Below are 18,248 nucleotides of genomic sequence, written 5' to 3'. Positions count from 1 at the left end.
TCCTCCGACGTGAGCAGCTGTTGCCTCGGCGTGAGCAACTGTTGCCTCGGCGTGAGCTGGCGCTGCGGACGCGTCAGGCCAGCTTGATCTCGTCCCCCGAGACCGTGATGTTCTTGGCGGGCAGCGGCTGCGTCGCGGGGCCCTTCTTCACGCTGCCGTCGGCCGCGGAGAACTGGCTGCCGTGGCAGGGGCAGCTGATCACGCCGCCGGCGATCCCGGTCACCGCGCACCCCTGGTGGGTGCACTTCGACGAGAACGCCTTGAACTGCCCCTTCACCGGCTGCGTGACCACCACTCCCTCCTTGGCCAGGATCTTGCCGCCGCCCTCGGGGATGTCGCCGGTCTTCGCGAGCACGGCACCGGAGGAGCCGGCCTCGGCCCCGCCGCCCGCGCCACTACCGTTCTGGGTGGTGGCCGAACCCGACGAGGACGAGTCGTCCGATCCGCACGCGCTCAGCGCCGCGGCGAGTCCCGCCGCGCCCACCGCCGCAACGACGGTACGGCGGGCCGGTGCCCCCTGGGCCTGAAGCGATTCGCTGGTCATGCCGACGTCTTCCCTTCGCACGGACTTCATGGGCGGACCTCGTGATCCGCCCGGACTTCCTGATCCGATGTGTGATCCGTACAGGGGTACGGCCGCCGGGCGCCGGGTGTTCAGACGACGGCGAGACTTGTGCGAAGACCCCAGTAGCCTGGGGCGATGCTCAAGGAAGTCAACGCGACCCGGTTCATCACTCCGCTGCGCGAGGGCGGCTCGCTGCCGGGACTCGTCGAGGCCGACGACTCCGGGACGTACGTCCTGAAGTTCACCGGCGCCGGGCAGGGGCGCAAGACGCTCGTCGCCGAGGTGGTCTGCGGCGAACTCGCCCGCCGGCTGGGGCTGAGGGTGCCCCGCCTGGTGACGATCGGCCTGGATCCCGTGCTCGGCCTCGGCGAACCAGACGAGCAGGTGCAGGAGTTGCTCAGGTCCAGCGGCGGCACCAACCTCGGGATGGACTTCCTCTCCGGTGCGCTCGGCTTCGACCCGCTCGCCTTCCCGGTGGACTCCGAGGAGGCCGGACGGATCGTCTGGTTCGACGCGCTGGTGGGCAACGTGGACCGCTCCTGGCGCAACCCCAACCTGCTCAGATGGCGCGGCGGGCTGTGGCTCATCGACCACGGCGCGACCATGATCTGGCACCACAACTGGCCCGGCGCCGAGGCCTCCGCGGCCCGCCCGTACGACGCCTCCGACCACGCCCTCGCGCCCTTCGCCCCGGACCTCGCCGCCGCCGCGGCCCGGCTCGCGCCCCTGGTCACCGAGGACCTGCTCGCCGAGGTCACCGCCGAGATCCCCGACGTCTGGCTGGCCGGCGAACCCGGCTTCGACACCCCGGACGAGCTCCGCCGGGCCTACGCCCGCCCGCTGCTCGCCAGGGCCGCCGTCATCCACGAGCGCATCACCGGCACCGAGGGGGCCAAGTGAGCGACCACCACATCCTCGGCGGCCGCCAGGCGGGCGAGCGCCACATCACCCGGGCCGGCCAGGGCGGCGACCGGGACGTCTTCGAGTACGCCCTGCTGCGCGTCGTACCGCGCGTCGAACGCGGCGAGTGCATCAACGCGGGCGTGATCGTCTACTGCCGCGCCCGGTCCTACGTCGGTGCCCGCACCCACCTCGACGAGGCCCGCCTGCTCGCCCTCGACCCGGACGCGGACGTGGCCGGGGTACGGGCCCTGCTGCGCGCCGTGGAGGGCGTGTGCGCCGGCGGGGACGCGGCCGGGCAGGCCGCCCGCGACGACGCAGGACGGCGGTTCCGCTGGCTGATCGCACCCCGCTCGACGGTCGTGCAGCCCGGCCCCGTGCACACCGGGCTGACCAATGACGCGGCCGCCGAGGCGGAGCGGTTGCTGGACCTTCTGGTGAGGTAATGGATCACACCGGCACCCTGTGTCGTTGACACCGCGTGCCAGGGCTTCTAGCGTCACGTTCCACCGAAGGTACTAAGCGGTCGCTCACCGCACACCAGGTTCTCTCAAGGGCGAGGAGAAGCAACAATGTCCAGCACTGAGCAGCGGGTAGCCGTCGTCACCGGTGCCGCGCGCGGTATCGGCGCCGCCACCGCCGTACGACTGGCCGCCGAAGGCCGCGCGGTCGCCGTGATCGACCTCGACGAGGCCGCCTGCAAGGACACCGTGGAGAAGATCACCGCGGCGGGCGGCAGGGCCATCGCGGTCGGCGCCGACGTCTCGGACGAGGCGCAGGTCGAGGCGGCGATCGCCCGTGTCGCCGAGGAGCTCGGCGCGCCGACGATCCTCGTCAACAACGCGGGTGTGCTCCGCGACAACCTGCTGTTCAAGATGAGTGCCTTGGACTGGGACACCGTCATGAACGTGCACCTGCGCGGCTCGTTCCTGATGACCCGGGCCGTGCAGAAGCACATGGTGGACGCGGGCTTCGGCCGCATCGTCAACCTCTCCTCGTCCTCCGCGCTCGGCAACCGCGGCCAGGCCAACTACTCGGCCGCCAAGGCCGGTCTGCAGGGCTTCACCAAGACTCTCGCCAAGGAGCTCGGCAAGTTCGGCATCACCGCCAACTCCGTCGCCCCCGGCTTCATCGCCACCGAGATGACCAAGGCCACCGCCGAGCGCGTCGGCATGGGCTTCGAGGACTTCAAGGCCGCCGCCGCCACCCAGATCCCGGTGCAGCGCGTCGGCGAGCCCGAGGACATCGCCAACGCGATCGCCTTCTTCACGGGAGACGCGGCCGGCTTCGTCTCCGGCCAGGTGCTCTACGTCGCCGGCGGACCGCTCAACTAAGGGAATCGACACATGACTTCCGTGGAACCGACCGGCAAGGTCGCCCTCGTCACCGGCGCCAGCCGCGGCATCGGCTACGGCATCGCCGAGGCGCTCGTGGCCCGGGGCGACCGGGTGTGCATCACCGGCCGCAACGAGGACGCCCTGAAGGATGCCGTCGAGAGGCTCGGTGCCGACCGGGCCATCGGCGTCGCGGGCAAGGCCCACGACGAGGCCCACCAGGCCGAGGCCGTCGAACGCGTCATGGAGGCGTTCGGCCGCGTGGACTTCCTGGTCAACAACGCCGGGACCAACCCGGTGTTCGGCCCGATCGCCGACCTCGACCTGAACGTGGCCCGCAAGGTCTTCGAGACCAACGTCGTCTCCGCGCTCGGCTTCGCCCAGCGCACCTGGCACGCCTGGCAGAAGGACAACGGCGGCGCGATCGTCAACATCGCCTCGATCGCCGGCCTCGCGCCCTCGCCGTTCATCGGCGCCTACGGCATCAGCAAGGCGGCGATGATCAACCTGACGCAGCAGCTGGCGCACGAGTTCGCGCCCGGGGTGCGGGTCAACGCCATCGCCCCGGCGGTGGTGAAGACCAAGTTCGCGCAGGCGCTGTACGAGGGACGCGAGGAGGAGGCGGCCTCGTCCTACCCGCTCGGGCGGCTCGGCGTGCCCTCCGACATCGGAGGGGCGGCCGCGTTCCTCACCTCCGAGCAGTCCGACTGGATCACCGGCCAGACCCTCGTCGTCGACGGCGGCATGTTCCTCAACGCCGGGGTGGGCTGACCGGCCCGAAGATCTGGCCCGGGGCCGTTTCCGTTTCGGCCGGGGAATTCCTTGCCTGGGTTCGTTCCTCTTCGTTCCTCTTCGGCAAGGAATTCCTTGTTCCTCTTGACGGAAACGGCCCCGCTGTCATGCCAGGACCGCTGGCAGCGCCGCATGACAACGTAGTCAGTCACGCACTGATCAAGACCATGTTCATTGCGGGTTCAAGGAGGGGAGAGCCGCGGTATGGTCTGCCGACCCTTGGTACGGCGGATCGAGGAGCGTGCGCGTGTTCAATCGGAAGCGATGTCTGCGGCCCGCGGTGGTGATCGCGTCCATAACTCTCGTGGCCGGGTGCAGCGTCTTTTCCGACGGCGACCCCGACAGTGCGGGACCCATCGTCGTAGGGACGACCAGTGCGCCCAGCACGCTGGACCCGGCGGCGTCGTGGGACGGTTCCTGGGAGCTGTTCCGGAACATCTACCAGACGCTGCTGGCCTACCCCAACGGTGCGACCACACCCCAGCCCGACGCCGCGCGCAGCTGCCGGTTCACCGACGCCTCCAACCGCGTCTACCGCTGCGAACTGCGCCCCGGCATGAAGTTCGCCGACGGGCACCCCCTGGACGCCGAGGCGGTCAAGTACTCCATCGACCGCATCCGGAACATCAACGCGCCCGGCGGCCCGGCCGGGCTGCTCGGCAGTCTGGACCGGGTGCAGGTGGCCGGCGACCGCGACGTCGTCTTCCAGCTCAACAAGTCCGACGCCACCTTCCCGTTCGTGCTTGCCGCCCCCGCCATGTCGATCGTCGACCCCGACGACTACTCCGCGCATGCCCTGCGCAACGACGGCAAGGTCTTCGGCTCCGGGCCGTACACGCTGAAGTCGTACCAGGAGGGCAAGCAGGCGGAACTGGTCAAGAACGGCAACTACCAGGGGTACGCCGACCGCAGAAACGATGCGGTGACCATCCGCTACTTCCAGGACTCCGCCACGATGGTCAAGGCGCTGCGGGACAAGAGCATCGACGTGACCTACCGCGGTCTGGCCGCCGGCGACATCGTCGCCCTCCAGGGCAGGGGCTCGGAGGATCTGCAACTCGTCGAGGGCGCCGGCGCGGACATCAACTATCTGGTCTTCAACCCGAAGGACCCCTGGGCGGCCAAGCGGGCCGTGCGCAAGGCCGTCGCCCAGGTCGTCGACCGGCCGGCGATCGCCCACAACGTCTACAAGGACACCGTCGACCCGCTGTACTCCATGGTCCCCAAGGGCCTGACCGGCCACACCACGGGCTTCTTCGACGACTTCGGCGACCCGAGCGTGCCCAAGGCCCGCAAGATCCTCTCCGAGGCGGGCATCACCCAGAAGGTCCCGCTCACCCTCTGGTACACCACCGACCGCTACGGCTCCGAGACCGCCGAGGAGTTCCAGGAGCTCAAGCGGCAGCTGGACGACTCCGGCCTGTTCACGATCACCCTGAAGAGCCGGCCCTGGAAGACGTACGTCGCCGGCTACCAGAAGGGCGAGTACCCGGTGTTCGGGCGCGGCTGGTCCCCGGACTTCCCCGACCCCGACAACTTCATCGCCCCGTTCGTGGGGCAGCAGAACGCGCTCGGCACCCCGTACCCGACGCCCGAGATCACCAAGGTGCTGCTGCCCGAGTCGCGGCGGGAGAGCGACCGAGGGAACGTGGTGAAGGAGTTCGAGCAGGCCCAGCGGATACTGGTGCGCGACGCACGGCTGCTGCCGCTGTGGCAGGGCAAGCAGTACGTGGCCGCGAGCGACGACATCTCGGGCGGCGAGCGGGCGCTCGACCCGTCGTCGATCATGATGATGTGGGAGCTGTCCCGCAAGACGAGCTGGTAGCGGGCAGGACTCCGAGGGCGCGGCGCCGTTGTCAGTGGTCGCCTGTAGGTTCAGTGGCCTGGAAGTGACCGCACATCGTGAGGACGTTGACGTGACCGACATCGCCATGCTGCCCGAGTCCTGGCGCGGGGTTCTGGCCGACGAGCTGCAGCAGCCGTACTTCAAGGAGCTGACCGAGTTCGTCGAGGAAGAGCGGGCGAAGGGTCCCGTGTATCCGCCGCGCGAGGAGGTCTTCGCCGCGCTGGACGCCACGCCGTACGACAAGGTCAAGGTGCTGATCCTCGGGCAGGACCCGTACCACGGCGAGGGACAGGGGCACGGCCTGTGCTTCTCGGTGCGTCCCGGGGTGCGGATCCCGCCCTCGCTGCGCAACATCTACAAGGAGATGCACGAGGAGCTGGGCACGCCCGTCCCGGACAACGGCTATCTCATGCCGTGGGCCGAGCAGGGCGTACTCCTGCTGAACGCGGTGCTGACGGTCCGCGGCGGCGAGGCCAACTCCCACAAGGGGCGCGGCTGGGAGAAGTTCACCGACGCCGTGATCCGCGCGGTGGCCGGCCGGCCCGACCCGGCGGTGTTCGTCCTGTGGGGCAACTACGCCCAGAAGAAGCTCCCGCTGATCGACGAGACCCGGCACGTGGTCGTCAAGGGCGCGCACCCGTCGCCGCTCTCGGCGAAGAAGTTCTTCGGCTCCCGCCCCTTCACCCAGATCAACGAGGCGGTGGCCCACCAGGGCCACGCCCCGATCGACTGGCGCATTCCGAACCTGGGCTGAGAGCTGGGCGAGGGCCGGGTCCGGGGTGGGGCCGGGGCGGGGTTGGTTCGCGGGAAGGGGCCGGGGGCCGGCGGCGGCTCCGGCGGGGTCAAGGCGGGGCCGGGGCGGGGGAGAGCCGGCTGGGCGTGGGGTGCGGCGGCGGGAGCGCCGGGATGCGGGATCGGGCGAAGGAGGGCGGCCGGGCGCGGGCCGGGGCCCGGGAGCCCCGGGATGCGGGAACGGGCGCGGGCCCGGGAGGCCTGGCCGGGCGTGGCGGACGGGACGTGGAAAGGTCGGGCGCGGGAGAACCCGGGGCGCCGGAGCGCTGGGATGCGGGACCGGGACCGGGGCCGGCGCCGGAGAGCCGGGGCGCGCCAGGTCCGCTCGGGCGCTCGGCTTGATGCGGGGCGGTGGGCTGTACCGGAACCGGAACCGGACGCGGACGCAGAACCGGCCCCGGTTCCGGTCCCGCTCCCGGACGCGGACCCCAGCCTCCGGGCCCTGGCGCCGACGCCCCGGACGGGCCCTCACCTCTGCGCCCGCCCTTCCTCCGGGCCCTGACCAGTCCCGTCGCGTCCCCACTCGCTCCCCAGCCCAGCCCCGATCGTGCCCGCCCGGCGCAGGCTCCGTAACCGCCCCGGGGCGACCGGGCCGGACGGCACTCCCGCCTCGCCGGCCGCCCCACCCACAGCAACCACCCACCATCCGCCTCCCCCCACCGACTCCCTCCCGCCCGCCGCCCACGCCGGTGCGGGTGGGGACGGTTGGAGGGTTTGTGCCAGGAGTTGCCGCGTCGAACTGCGGATGTGGCTGGGGTGGTGGCACGAATCCTGCAGACGTCCTCCGCAGAACGGCGTCTTCGGCGGGCCCGCGAGGCCTGCCCGGATCTCCGGATGTGGGGAGCCGGGCCCGCGTCTTCGGTGGGTTTCGGCCGGTTGGGCCCTAACGTCGGGGGAGTCGGGTCGGGGACAGTGCTGGAGGCCGTGGTGACGGAACGACAGGAGCAGGCGGCGTCGGACGCCGTGCTGACGCGGATCGGGCAGTGCATCATGCTGCACCACGCCGGGGACCGTGAGGAGGCACGGGTGCGGTTCCTCGATCTGTGGCGCGAGATCGGCGAGGACGGCGATCCGCTGCACCGCTGCACGCTGGCCCACTACATGGCGGACACCCAGGACGACCCCTCCGACGAACTGGCCTGGGACCTCAGGGCGCTGTCGGCGGCGGAGGAGCTCACGGACGACCGGCTCGCCGAGCATGAGGGCGCGCCGGCGGCCCGCGCCCTCTACCCGTCCCTCCATCTGAACCTCGCCGCCGACTATGTGAAGCTGGGCCGCTGCGAGGCGGCCCGCAGCCATCTCCTCCGCGCCCGTGGTGCGGCCGACGCCCTCGCCGACGACAGTTACGGTGACGGAGTCCGTGCGGCGATCCACCGGATGGAACTGCGGCTGGGCGAGGGCGATCCCTCCGGCCCCGGAGAAGAACCCGAGGGGCCGCCTCGCCGGCGGTTCTAGCACGCTGTCCGGCATCCGGCTGTCCGGCGTACCAGGGGTCTCAACGGCCGTACGTTTGGCCGCAGATGCGTGCCTCGGGACTGTCCGGGCGCCAGCCGCCGTACTGCTTGCCGAGGGCGCAGATGCCGGGGTCTCTCGGGGCCGCGTGGGTGCCGGAGGAGGCTTCGGCGTGTGGTGTCCGTGGCGGACGCTGGTGCCGGGGGCCCGGGTGCCGCTCGTGGAGGTGATGGTGGGCGGGGGAGCGCGGTGTGCGGGGTTGCGGCTGTTGACCGGGCGGCTCGGGGGTCTCGGGGCCGTGCGGGGGCGCCGGGGGCCGGCGGTCTGCTGGGGTGTCCGGGTGCGTGGACGCGGGCGTTCCGACGCGTTGCAGGGCCTCCCGGGCCGGTGCCTGGACGGGCCGTGGTGCGGCGCTGCCGTCCGGGCGCGGGGCCAGGGGCGGGGAGGGAGCCGCCGCCGGGCCGGAGACGGGCGGCCGCTGGACCGTGACACAGCCGGTGAGGGCCGCGACGGCCATGGTGACCAGGAGCGTTGCGGTGGTCGTCGTTCGATGCACCCGTGCAACTCTGCTGGGTCCGGGCCCTCGCCGGCCGGGGGACGGTTCCAGGATGCCCCGCACGGGTGATCTCCGGCCCCGTAGGGGGTGCGGGCACCACGCGCGGGTGACGCCCTTGGCCGGCGCCGCCCGGCGCACCCGTCGGATGCCGTTCGCTCAGTCCCCGGTCGCCCCGTCCAGGCGCTCGCGGAGCAGGTCGGCGTGGCCGTTGTGGCGGGCGTATTCCTCGATCATGTGGGTGTAGATCCACCGCAGGCTGAACGGCTTGTCGGTGCGCCTGTCGTGGCGCTGGGACATCTCGTCCAGGCCGATGCCGGCGGCGCTGCGTCGGGCAGCCTCGATCTCGGCCTGCCAGGTGGCGTACGCCTCGGCCCAGGTGTCCTTCTCGGTGACGTGGAAGTCGCCGTCGGGATCCTGCTCGCTGTAGTAGATCGGCGCCGGTTCCTCTCCTGCCAGCACGGCGCGGAACCAGTGCCGTTCCACCTCGGCCATGTGCCGTACCAGTCCCATCAGGGACAGGTCGGACGGCTCGGCGGACGCGGTCCGCAGCTGTTCGTCGGTCAGGCCCTCGCACTTCCAGGCCAGCGTCTGCCGGTGGTAGTCCAACCAGCCTTCCAGCATGGTGCGTTCGTCGGCGTCCAGGGCGGGCTCTCGGCGTTCCTCCGTCGTCATGCCCCGATCCTGGCGGAGCCCGGCACCGTCACACCACGCCTTTTCCGGCGCCGAGCCGTCCGGCTCCGAATCACCCGGCGCCGAACATCCCCTCCAGCAGCTCCCGCAGGCTCGCCCGCACCTCGTCGAACTCCGGCACGCGGGCGTGGAAGGTGCCGGCCACGCAGGAGAACATCAGCCCGTCCGCCCAGGCGATCAGGGACAGCACATGCCGGTCCGGTTCGGCTGAACCCATGGCCGTGACCAGTGCGCCGAGCTGCTCGCGGAAGTAGGCGCCCGCCGCGTCGAAGTGGGAGCGCAGCTCGGGACGGCGGGTCGCCTCCAGGGCCAGCTCGTAGCGGGCGAGGGTCAGTTCGCGGTTCCGGGTCAGCGCGCGGTGCGTGGCCAGCGCCAGCCCGTCCACCAGCGAGTCGAGGCCGCCGGTCCGCGGGTCCGGCAGCTCGTGCGGCGCCAGCACCCGCGCCTCCCGCTCGGCCAGCCGTCGCACCGCCAGGTCGAGCAGGGCCTGGCGGGTGCGCGCGAGGTTCGACGTCGAGCCCTGCGGCAGGCCGGCCGCCTCGTCGACCGCCCGGTGTGTCAGGCCGCGCATCCCGCGCTCGGCGAGCAGGGCGAGAGCGGCGTCGGCCACGCGATCCGCGCGCGAGACGTTCGCTGGGGCTGGTGCTGCGGACATGAGGGTCAACCTACCCGGCGACTACGCCCGTAGTGCACGTCACCGTGCGCTTCACTACGCCCGTAGTGCGCTCGTCACTACATCCGTAGTATCTTCGAGCCGTTGCCGCACTACAGGTGTAGTCTCGTTGTGCTGGAGGAGCCATGTCCCCGTCCCGTCCCTCACGCGTCGTCGTCATCGGCGGCGGCATCGGAGGCCTCGCCGCCGCGGCGGCCCTGCACCGGACCGGCCGGCAGGTCACCGTGCTGGAGCGCGCCCGCTCGCTGGAACCCGTCGGCGCGGCCATCTCGCTCTCGCCGAACGCCCTGCGCGCCCTGGACGTCCTCGGCATCGGCGACCGCATCCGCGACCTGGCCGCCTGGCAGGGCGACGGGGGGCTGCGCACGCCGGACGGCCGCTGGCTCACCCGGACCGACGCCGCCGCGGCGGCCCGGCGGTTCGGCGGCCCCCTCGTCCTGCTGCACCGCGCCACGCTGATCGACAGCCTGGCCGAACTCCTGCCGCCCGAGGCCGTCCGCACGACCGCCGCCGCGAGCCTCACCGATCCCGGCGACGACCACCGCCCCGCCCGCGTGCGCACCCCCGACGGCGAGCTGGAGGCCGACCTGGTCGTGGCCGCCGACGGCATCAACTCCGCGGCCCGCCGGACGCTGTTCCCCGCCCATCCCGGGACCGTTTACTCCGGATTCACCACCTGGCGCGTCGTGATCCCCGTCCCCGGCGTCGAGTTCGCCTCCCACGAGACCTGGGGCAGGGGCTGCCTGTGGGGCACGCACCCGCTCAAGGACGGCCGGGTGTACGCGTACGCCGCCGCCATGACGCCCGCCGGGCAGCGTGCGGCCGACGACGAGCGGGCGGAACTCCTGCGCCGCTTCGGCCACTGGCACGAGCCGATCCCCGCCGTGCTCGCCGCCGCCCGCCCCGAGGACGTGCTCCGCCACGACGTCCACCACATCGCCGAGCCGCTGCCCGCCTACCACCGCGGCCGGGTCGCCCTCCTCGGCGACGCCGCGCACGCCATGCCGCCGACCCTCGGCCAGGGCGGCAACCAGGCCGTCGAGGACGCCATCGTCCTCGCTCTCCCCCACTCTCGCCTTCGCTCCAGCGGGGGGACCCCCATCGCCGACGACCTCGCCGCCTACACCGCCGCCCGGCTGCCCCGCACCACCGCCATCACCCGCCAGGCGGTGCGCGTGGCCCGCGCGAACATGATGAGCAACCGCGCCGGGACGGCCGTACGGAACACACTGATCGCCGCGCTGTCCAAGGTCCGGCCGGAGCTGCTGCTGCGCGGTTTCGACGGCATCGCCGACTGGCGGCCTCCGCAGCCGCCGTATGCTGCCGTGCACACGGGAACCGTGGGAACAGGCGAGCGATGAGGGAGAGCACGTGAAGGTCGGCTGCATCGGACTGGGCGACATCGCGCAGAAGGCGTACCTGCCGGTGCTCGGCACCCAGCCCGGGATCGACCTGCATCTGCAGACCCGGACGCCCGCGACGCTCCAGCGGGTCGCCGACTCCCTGCACCTGCCCGCCGACCGCCGGCACCCGACCCTGGACGACATCCTGGCCCAGGGCCTGGACGCCGCCTTCGTGCACGCCCCCACCGCCGTCCACCCCGAGATCGTCACCCGGCTGCTGGAGGCGGGCGTGCCGACCTACGTCGACAAGCCGCTCGCCTACGACCTGAACGACTCCGCACGCCTGGTCGCACTCGCCGAGGAGCGGAACGTCTCCCTCATGGTCGGCTTCAACCGGCGCCACGCCCCCGCGTACGCGCAGTGCGCCGACCATCCGCGCGAGCTGATCCTGATGCAGAAGAACCGCGTCGGGCTGCCCGAGGAACCCCGCACGATGATCCTCGACGACTTCGTCCACGTCGTGGACACGCTGAGGTTCCTGGTTCCGGGCCCGGTCGACGACATCACCGTGCGCGGCCGGATGCGCGACGGACTGCTGCACCACGTCGTGCTGCAGCTCGCCGGCGACGGGTTCACCGCGCTCGGCGTGATGAACCGGCTCAGCGGCTCGACCGAGGAGATCCTGGAGGTCTCCGGGCAGGACACCAAGCGCCAGGTGGTCAACCTGGCCGAGACCATCGACCACAAGGGCCAGCCGACCGTGCGCCGACGCGGCGACTGGGTGCCGGTCGCCCGGCAGCGCGGGATCGAACAGGCAGTGCTGTCCTTCCTCGACGCGGTGCGCGCGGGCAAGGTGCTCAGTGCCCGTGACGCGCTGGAGACGCACGAACTGTGCGAGCGGGTGGTGCGGACGGTGCTGGAGCGGTCCGGCGCGGCCTGAGCGCCCGCGCCCCCTGCGTCGCGCAGAACGCGGCCAGTACGAGCAGCGCCGCGTGCACCGGCCAGTCCCCGTAGCGGACGTACGGGGTGACGCCGTGCGCGGTCGGCACGTCGTACACCTCGGTCGTGCTCGCGTCCGTACCGAGCCAGGGGCCGACGCGCTGCCCGCTGGGGCCGTAGACGGCCGACACCCCGGTCAGTGTGGCGTGCACCATGGGCCGCCCCGTCTCGGCGGCCCGCAGCGCGCCGAGCGTGGCGTGCTGCTCGGGAGCCCAGCTGTGCTGGAACGTGGAGGTCGACGACTGGGCGAGCAGCACCCCGGCGCCGTCCCGCGCCAGGTGCCGGCTCATGTCCGGGAACGCCGTCTCGAAGCAGACCAGCGGGCCGACCCGCAGCCCGTGGCCCACGTCCATCACCACCTGCTCGCTCCCGCGCCTGCGGTCCTCGCCCGCGGCCTTGCCGACGGCGGTCGCCCAGCCGAGCACGGAGCGCGCCGGAATGTACTCGCCGAACGGCACGAGCCGCATCTTGTCGTAGCGGTCACCGGTCGGGCCGTTCGGGCCGACGAGCACGGAACTCTTGTAGATGCCCGGCCGGTCGGCGCGCCGGGCGTCGACGTTGACCAGTACGTCGGCGCCCACCTCACGCGAGAGCGAGGCGATCCGCCGCGCCAGGTCCGGCCGCTCGGTCAGGTCGAAGCCGACGCTGGACTCGCCCCACACGACCAGATCGACGTGCTGCCCCACCAGGGAGCGCGTCAGCCGCTCCTCACGGTCGAAGCGCCGCTGACCGCTCTCCGTGCCGTCCACCATTCCCGGCTGTACGACGGCTATGCGGACGTGGCCGTCGACGCCGGGGCGCGGCGCCCACACCCAGGCCGCCGAGGTCGCCGCCGCCGTGGCCACCAGCCCGGCCACGGCCGGCACCCGGGCCGCCCGGACCGCGACGAGCACGGCGACGGCGACGTTGACCGCCACCACCAGGAAACTCAGCAGCCACACCCCGCCGACCGAGGCCAGCCGCAGCGCCGGAGCGACCTGCCACTGACTGGCACCGAGCATCCCCCAGGGCCCGCCCAGCCCCTGCCAGGACCGCACGAGCTCGACCGCCAGCCAGCCGGACGGCAGCACGACGAGGGCCGCCGCGCACCGCCCCGGCGAGGGCAGACCGGCCAGGAACCGCCGCACCAGCCACCCCCAGGGCCCCCACAGGGCACCGAGCAGTGCCGCGAGCACCAGCGTGAACACATGCAGGCTGGGCAGCAGCCAATGGTGCACGGCCAGCATGAAGCCCAGCCCGCCGAACCAGCCGTCGCAGGCCGCCCGCCGCCCGGTCGGAGCGCCGCGGGCGAGCAGGATCCACGGCACCAGGGCGACGTAGGCGAACCACCACAGCGACGGTGCGGGAAAGGCGAACATGGGCAGTGCCCCCGCGAGCGCGGCGAGCACCGAACGCCCCCACGGGGAGCCGAACCAGCGGTCGAACCTCTGCATGGGAACAACGCCCTCCTACCCCGCCTACCCCGTGGACGCCTCCGCCTGTCCCGGCGGACGGCTCCAGTGTGCGCGCCCGAACCGCTCCCGCCCAGGCCGCCTCCTCCGCCCCCGGCGACGGAGGGATCCGTGCCAGACGAACGTCCGGCGGCTGCCGAAACAGGGACAAGCCGACGTCACCCCGCTCGCCGCCGAGGTCCATGCGCTGGTCGGTTCGGGTGAGACGGGGCGGCGGGCGGGCGCGTTGTTGCCGACGAGGAGCCGTATCGGCTGCCCGACGAGGTGCTCGGGCATCTGCGGGCCTAGGATGATCATATGAAGCGTCTTGTCACCGTCGTCACCGGCGGCAGCCGGGGCATCGGCGCCGCGATCTGTCGTCGGCTGGCGGCCGACGGGCACGACGTGGTGGTGGGGTACGTCAGCGACACGCGGGCCGCGGAGGCCGTCGCGGACGAGGTGCTGGAGTGCGGGGCGCGCAGCGTCACCGTGCGGATGGACACCTCGGTGGAGGCGGACGTCGAGCGGCTCTTCGCCATGGCGGAGGAGCGGCTCGGACCGGTGACGGGACTGGTGAACAACGCCGGGGTGACCGGACCGCTGGGCCGGCTCGCCGACACGGACACCGCCGACCTGCGCCGGGTCGTGGACGTCAACTTCCTCGGCACACTGCTGTGCTCCCGCCGCGCCGCCCAGCTCATGGTGCCCCGGGGCAACGGGGTGATCGTGAACGTGTCGTCCGCGGCGGCCACGCTCGGCAGCCCCGGCGAGTACGTCCACTACGCGGCGGCCAAGGCGGCCGTCGACGCCCTGACGCTGGGGCTCGCCAAGGAACTCGGCCCGGACGGCATCCGCGTCAACGCGGTCGCGCCCGGCGTGATCGACACCGAGATCCACGCGGCCATGGGCGATCCGGACCGGGTCCGGCGCGCCGCCGGCTCGATTCCGCTGCGCCGGCCGGGCCGGGCGGAGGAGATCGCCGCGGCCGTGGCCTGGCTGATGTCGCCCGACGCCTCCTACGCGTCGGGAGCGGTGCTGCGGGTGTCCGGCGGGCGCTGAGGGCGACCGTGAGGCGGCCCGTCGGCGGACGCCGGGGGGCCGGAGACGGTCCTGAGGCGGCCGTCGGGGATTCACGCCGCCTCGATCACCCGCCCTCGGATCGCGGCGGCCCACTCGACCACCAGCAGCTCGTACGCCGCGCGTTCCTGGGCCGACAGGGACCCGCCCGAACGCAGCCAGAGCGCCCGGATCTGCTCGTTCAGCTCGGCGGCGGACCGCACGGAACCAGGAGCCATGGAATCGGGGGACATGGCCACAAGCCTAGGGCCATGCACTGACGCTGCGCTACCGGACGGCTACGTGAAGCGCCGGAAGCCCGTCACCGCGGACCGCCGCCCGGCGACCGTCCGCTCAGTCGGCCGACTCGGCCGCGTGCGGGCTGAGCACACCGGCCGTCACCAGCGCGACGATGACGCTCCCGAGCGCCACCCGGTACCACACGAACGGCATGAAGCTCCTGGTGGAGATGTACTTCATGAACCATGCGATGACGGCGTACCCGGACGCGAAGGCGATCACCGTGGCGAACAGTGTCGGTCACCATGCCACGTGGTCGCTCTCCAGCGCGTCCTTCAACTCGAAGGCGCCGGAGGCCAGTACGGCCGGAACGGCCAGGAGGAAGGAGTAACGGGCCGCCGCCTCCCGCCGGTAGCCCATGAACAGCCCGCCGCTGATGGTGGCGCCGGAGCGCGAGACACCCGGCACCAGGGCCATCGCCTGGCAACAGCCGTAGATCAGGCCGTCCCTGGCGCCCAGGTCCTCAAGGGCCTTGCGCTGCTTGGGCGCTCGGTGCCGGCCGCCCTTCTCGTCCGGCGCCGCCAGCCGGTCGGCGATGCCGATGACCGCGCCGACCACGACGAGCATCGTCGCGGTGACCCGCAGATCCCGGAACGGCCCCTCGATCTGGTCCTTGAGCGTCAGGCCGAGCACCCCGATCGGGATCGAGCCGACGATCACCAGCCAGCCCGTGCGGGTGTCGGGGTCCTTGCGCATCGTCCTGTCGAGGAGTGAGCGGGACCACGCGGCGAGAATCCGGCCGATGTCCTTGCGGAAGTAGATCAGGACGGCCGACTCGGTGCCGATCTGGGTGATCGCCGTGAAGGCCGCCCCCGGGTCCTTCCAGCCCGAGAAGGCCGCGGTCAGCCGCAGATGCGCGCTGGAGGAGACGGGGAGGAACTCGGTCAGCCCCTGGACGAGTCCGAGAACGAGGGATTCAAACCAAGACATGGAAGTTCGACAGTCCAAGCGCCGGTCGGGAGGTCGGAGACCCGCAGCGTAGCGCCCCGACATGACCGGAACACCACCGGGGCTTTACCGTCTCTTTACGACACTTGGTGTCCCGCGTCGCCGTCGCTCCCCGCCGCTACGCGAAAGGCCCGCGGTGCCCGCGCAGATGGTGCCGCTTGCGCCAGGCCACCGCCGCGCCGGCCAGCGCCGGTACGGCGATGCAGGCCATCGCGATCAGGAAGGCCGGGGACGTCGGCGCGGCGGCGCGGGCGCCCGCGACGGCGTAGGCGGCCGTGTTCGGGACCGAGCCGAGCGCCGTCGCCAGCAGGAACGCGGGCCAGCCCATGCGGGAGACGGCGGCGCAGTAGTTCGCCGCCCAGAACGGCACCCCCGGGAACAGCCGGGCCGCCAGCATCGAGCGGAAACCGTGCCGGCTGAGCTGCCCGTCCGCCGCCTTCAGCAGCCGGCCGCGCAGCAGCGGCCGCAGTGCGTCCTGACCCAGCACGCGGCCCAGTCCGAAGGCCACCCCGGCGCCCAGCACCGTGCCGGCCAGCGCCGCCGCGAGCCCGAGTTGCGAGCCGAACAGGGCGCCCGCGGCGAGGTTCAGCAGCGGCCGCGGCACGAACGCCACCGTGCACAGGCCGTACGCCACCGCGAACACCACCGCCGCCGCGGCCCCGCCCAGCTGCGGCGACCAGCCGTGCGCCAGCAGTCGCTGCGGCTGGAAGAGGAGCACGCAGGCACCGGACGCGGCGAGCAGTATCAGCAGCAGCGACAGCCGCGACCAGGGTGACAGCAGCGTTCTCGCGCAGCGGGCGGTCAGGGTGAGCGGGGCCGGCGCGGACACGGGGATGGCGACGGCCGGTTCCGTGACGGCGGCCCGGGGAGAGGCCGCGGCGGTGCCCCCAGAGCGGGTGGTGGCATCGAGCATCTGGTGACATTAACCGACAGGTGTCCCTGATCGCCGCATGGATCGTCTCATGAGTGTCCCAGGCACACATCATGAGCCCCCTGAGGCCCCGTCAACCTCCCGGCACACCGAAAAGCATTCGACCCGCGGCGCGGTCTCGGCAATGATCGACCCCATGTTCCGGCACGCCTTCCTCCTCGCAGCATCCGCAGCCGCGGATGCTCCGAAGGCTGCCGTCCTGATCCTCCTGGCCGCGGTCGACGGCGCCCGAAGCTGACCCTCCCCGGATCGTCCGGCGGACCCCGCAGGGGGAGGGTCGGAGAGTCCTCGGGGTCCCGCATTCCTTCACGGCTGAAAGGCTTCGAGGTACAGCCATGTCCAAGACCGCGTACGTACGCACCAAACCGCATCTGAACATCGGCACGATGGGCCATGTCGACCACGGCAAGACCACTCTGACCGCCGCCATCACCAAGGTCCTGGCCGAGCGCGGCACCGGCACGTTCGTGCCGTTCGGCCGCATCGACCGGGCCCCGGAGGAGGCCGCCCGCGGCATCACCATCAACATCGCGCACGTCGAGTACGAGACCGACACCCGGCACTACGCGCACGTGGACATGCCCGGCCACGCCGACTACGTCAAGAACATGGTCACCGGCGCCGCGCAGCTCGACGGGGCGATCCTCGTCGTCTCCGCGCTCGACGGGATCATGCCGCAGACCGCCGAGCACGTGCTGCTCGCCCGGCAGGTGGGCGTCGACCACATCGTCGTCGCCCTCAACAAGGCGGACGCCGGCGACGAGGAGCTCATCGACCTGGTCGAGCTGGAGGTGCGCGACCTGCTCACCGAGCAGGGCTACGGCGGTGACGCGGTACCCGTCGTACGGGTCTCCGGGCTGAAGGCGCTGGAGGGCGACCCGCGGTGGACGGCGTCCATCGAGGCGCTGCTCGACGCGGTGGACACCTACGTGCCCATGCCGGAGCGGTACCTGGACGCGCCGTTCCTGCTGCCGGTGGAGAACGTGCTGACCATCACCGGCCGGGGCACCGTCGTCACCGGCGCGGTGGAGCGCGGCACGGTCCGCGTCGGCGACCGGGTGGAGGTGCTGGGCGCCGAGACGGAGACGGTGGTCACCGGCCTGGAGACCTTCGGCAAGCCCATGACGGAGGCGCAGGCCGGGGACAACGTCGCGCTGCTGCTGCGCGGGGTCCCGCGCGACGCGGTCCGCCGCGGCCACGTCGTCGCGGCCCCGGGCAGCGTGACACCCAGGCGGCGTTTCAGCGCGCAGGTGTACGTCCTCTCGGCGCGCGAGGGCGGCCGTACGACACCGGTGGCCACCGGCTACCGCCCGCAGTTCTACATCCGCACCGCGGACGTGGTCGGCGACATCGACCTCGGCGAGGCGGCGGTCGCGCGGCCCGGCGACACGGTCGCGATGACGGTGGAACTGGGACGCGAGGTGCCCCTGGAGCCGGGGCTCGGCTTCGCCGTCCGCGAGGGCGGCCGGACCGTCGGCGCGGGCACGGTGACCGCCGTGGAGTGAACGGGGGTGTGCTCACGCAGCAGAGGGTGCGGGCCGGGCGAGTCCGGCCCGCACCCGGCGAGGTCACCTGCCGGGGGGGTACATAGGTGGGGCGGCGGGGCCCCCCCCCCCGCACGCCCCACACACAATACACCGG

18 protein-coding genes and 1 pseudogene are annotated in these 18,248 nt (G+C 72.4%); 11 read left to right on the top strand and 8 right to left on the bottom strand.

Annotated elements, in window-relative coordinates; genetic code table 11:
• Window positions 1-73: 73 nt before the first annotated feature.
• Window positions 74-544, bottom strand: coding sequence for a Rieske (2Fe-2S) protein (locus tag R2S09_RS33595; protein ID WP_316745125.1), 471 nt, complete (start codon window positions 542-544; stop codon window positions 74-76).
• 156 nt (window positions 545-700) lie between these two features.
• On the opposite strand from R2S09_RS33595, the gene R2S09_RS33590 reads away from it, so the two are divergent.
• The 7 genes from R2S09_RS33590 (at window position 701) to R2S09_RS33560 (ending at window position 7,684) form a co-directional block, all read left to right on the top strand.
• Window positions 701-1,465, top strand: coding sequence for a HipA family kinase (locus tag R2S09_RS33590; RefSeq protein WP_316745124.1), 765 nt, complete (start codon window positions 701-703; stop codon window positions 1,463-1,465).
• The gene (locus tag R2S09_RS33585) at window positions 1,462-1,911 is read left to right on the top strand and encodes a DUF3037 domain-containing protein (RefSeq protein WP_372337654.1); all 450 of its coding nucleotides are present in this window, start codon (window positions 1,462-1,464) and stop codon (window positions 1,909-1,911) included. Before R2S09_RS33590 ends, R2S09_RS33585 begins: the two co-directional genes overlap by 4 nt.
• A gap of 126 nt (window positions 1,912-2,037) precedes the next feature.
• Window positions 2,038-2,799 carry a 3-oxoacyl-ACP reductase FabG gene (fabG, locus tag R2S09_RS33580; RefSeq protein ID WP_316745122.1) on the top strand — a complete coding sequence of 254 codons (762 nt, stop codon included), beginning with the start codon at window positions 2,038-2,040 and terminating at the stop codon, window positions 2,797-2,799.
• 12 nt (window positions 2,800-2,811) lie between these two features.
• Window positions 2,812-3,570 (top strand): SDR family oxidoreductase, encoded by a 759-nt coding sequence (locus tag R2S09_RS33575; protein ID WP_316745121.1) that lies wholly within the window; start codon window positions 2,812-2,814, stop codon window positions 3,568-3,570.
• A 268-nt stretch (window positions 3,571-3,838) separates the two neighbouring features.
• Entirely contained in the window at window positions 3,839-5,416 is a 1,578-nt protein-coding gene (locus R2S09_RS33570) for an ABC transporter substrate-binding protein (protein WP_399145251.1), read from the top strand.
• Between the two features lie 91 nt (window positions 5,417-5,507).
• On the top strand, window positions 5,508-6,191 hold the full coding sequence (gene ung / locus R2S09_RS33565) for a uracil-DNA glycosylase (protein ID WP_316745119.1): 684 nt from the start codon (window positions 5,508-5,510) through the stop codon (window positions 6,189-6,191).
• A gap of 965 nt (window positions 6,192-7,156) precedes the next feature.
• Window positions 7,157-7,684 (top strand): hypothetical protein, encoded by a 528-nt coding sequence (locus R2S09_RS33560; RefSeq protein WP_306185654.1) that lies wholly within the window; start codon window positions 7,157-7,159, stop codon window positions 7,682-7,684.
• 40 nt (window positions 7,685-7,724) lie between these two features.
• On the opposite strand, the gene R2S09_RS33555 is transcribed toward R2S09_RS33560, so the two are convergent.
• The 3 genes from R2S09_RS33555 to R2S09_RS33545 all read right to left on the bottom strand — a co-directional run bounded on the left by R2S09_RS33555 (window position 7,725) and on the right by R2S09_RS33545 (window position 9,582).
• Entirely contained in the window at window positions 7,725-8,237 is a 513-nt protein-coding gene (locus tag R2S09_RS33555) for a hypothetical protein (protein ID WP_306185652.1), read from the bottom strand.
• A 156-nt stretch (window positions 8,238-8,393) separates the two neighbouring features.
• Complete coding sequence (locus R2S09_RS33550) at window positions 8,394-8,909, bottom strand: DinB family protein (protein WP_316745117.1); 516 nt, start codon at window positions 8,907-8,909, stop codon at window positions 8,394-8,396.
• Between the two features lie 70 nt (window positions 8,910-8,979).
• On the bottom strand, window positions 8,980-9,582 hold the full coding sequence (locus R2S09_RS33545) for a TetR/AcrR family transcriptional regulator (protein WP_306185648.1): 603 nt from the start codon (window positions 9,580-9,582) through the stop codon (window positions 8,980-8,982).
• A 143-nt stretch (window positions 9,583-9,725) separates the two neighbouring features.
• Here R2S09_RS33545 and R2S09_RS33540 point away from each other — a divergent pair, with 143 nt between their 5' ends.
• Together R2S09_RS33540 and R2S09_RS33535 are read left to right on the top strand one after the other, a co-directional pair.
• Complete coding sequence (locus tag R2S09_RS33540) at window positions 9,726-10,961, top strand: FAD-dependent monooxygenase (RefSeq protein WP_316745115.1); 1,236 nt, start codon at window positions 9,726-9,728, stop codon at window positions 10,959-10,961.
• Between the two features lie 10 nt (window positions 10,962-10,971).
• A complete protein-coding gene (locus R2S09_RS33535; RefSeq protein ID WP_316745113.1) occupies window positions 10,972-11,883 on the top strand; it encodes a Gfo/Idh/MocA family oxidoreductase in 912 nt (303 codons plus the stop codon).
• On the opposite strand, the gene lnt is transcribed toward R2S09_RS33535, so the two are convergent.
• Window positions 11,801-13,375, bottom strand: coding sequence for an apolipoprotein N-acyltransferase (gene lnt / locus R2S09_RS33530; protein ID WP_306185642.1), 1,575 nt, complete (start codon window positions 13,373-13,375; stop codon window positions 11,801-11,803). The two genes, R2S09_RS33535 and lnt, sit on opposite strands and share 83 nt — an antisense overlap.
• A 315-nt stretch (window positions 13,376-13,690) precedes the next feature.
• Here lnt and R2S09_RS33525 point away from each other — a divergent pair, with 315 nt between their 5' ends.
• Window positions 13,691-14,431, top strand: a complete 741-nt coding sequence (locus R2S09_RS33525) for an SDR family NAD(P)-dependent oxidoreductase (protein WP_306185641.1) — start codon at window positions 13,691-13,693, stop codon at window positions 14,429-14,431.
• A 71-nt stretch (window positions 14,432-14,502) separates the two neighbouring features.
• On the opposite strand, the gene R2S09_RS33520 is transcribed toward R2S09_RS33525, so the two are convergent.
• From R2S09_RS33520 to R2S09_RS33510, 3 genes and pseudogenes are all read right to left on the bottom strand, one after another.
• Window positions 14,503-14,682 (bottom strand): hypothetical protein, encoded by a 180-nt coding sequence (locus tag R2S09_RS33520; RefSeq protein ID WP_316745110.1) that lies wholly within the window; start codon window positions 14,680-14,682, stop codon window positions 14,503-14,505.
• 100 nt (window positions 14,683-14,782) lie between these two features.
• Window positions 14,783-15,658: pseudogene (locus R2S09_RS33515) on the bottom strand (undecaprenyl-diphosphate phosphatase).
• 136 nt (window positions 15,659-15,794) lie between these two features.
• Window positions 15,795-16,589, bottom strand: a complete 795-nt coding sequence (locus R2S09_RS33510; RefSeq protein ID WP_306185635.1) for a TVP38/TMEM64 family protein — start codon at window positions 16,587-16,589, stop codon at window positions 15,795-15,797.
• Window positions 16,590-16,942: 353 nt separating this feature from the next.
• Between R2S09_RS33510 and tuf the strand changes: the two genes are divergently transcribed.
• Entirely contained in the window at window positions 16,943-18,112 is a 1,170-nt protein-coding gene (gene tuf, locus R2S09_RS33505; RefSeq protein WP_316745108.1) for an elongation factor Tu, read from the top strand.
• The last annotated feature ends 136 nt before the right edge of the window (window positions 18,113-18,248 follow it).

The organism is Streptomyces sp. MK7 (assembly GCF_032658145.1).
GTDB lineage: Bacteria > Actinomycetota > Actinomycetes > Streptomycetales > Streptomycetaceae > Streptomyces > Streptomyces spiralis.
Note: the sequence above shows the minus strand (reverse complement) of the source record. Positions and strands in the feature narration are given on the sequence as shown.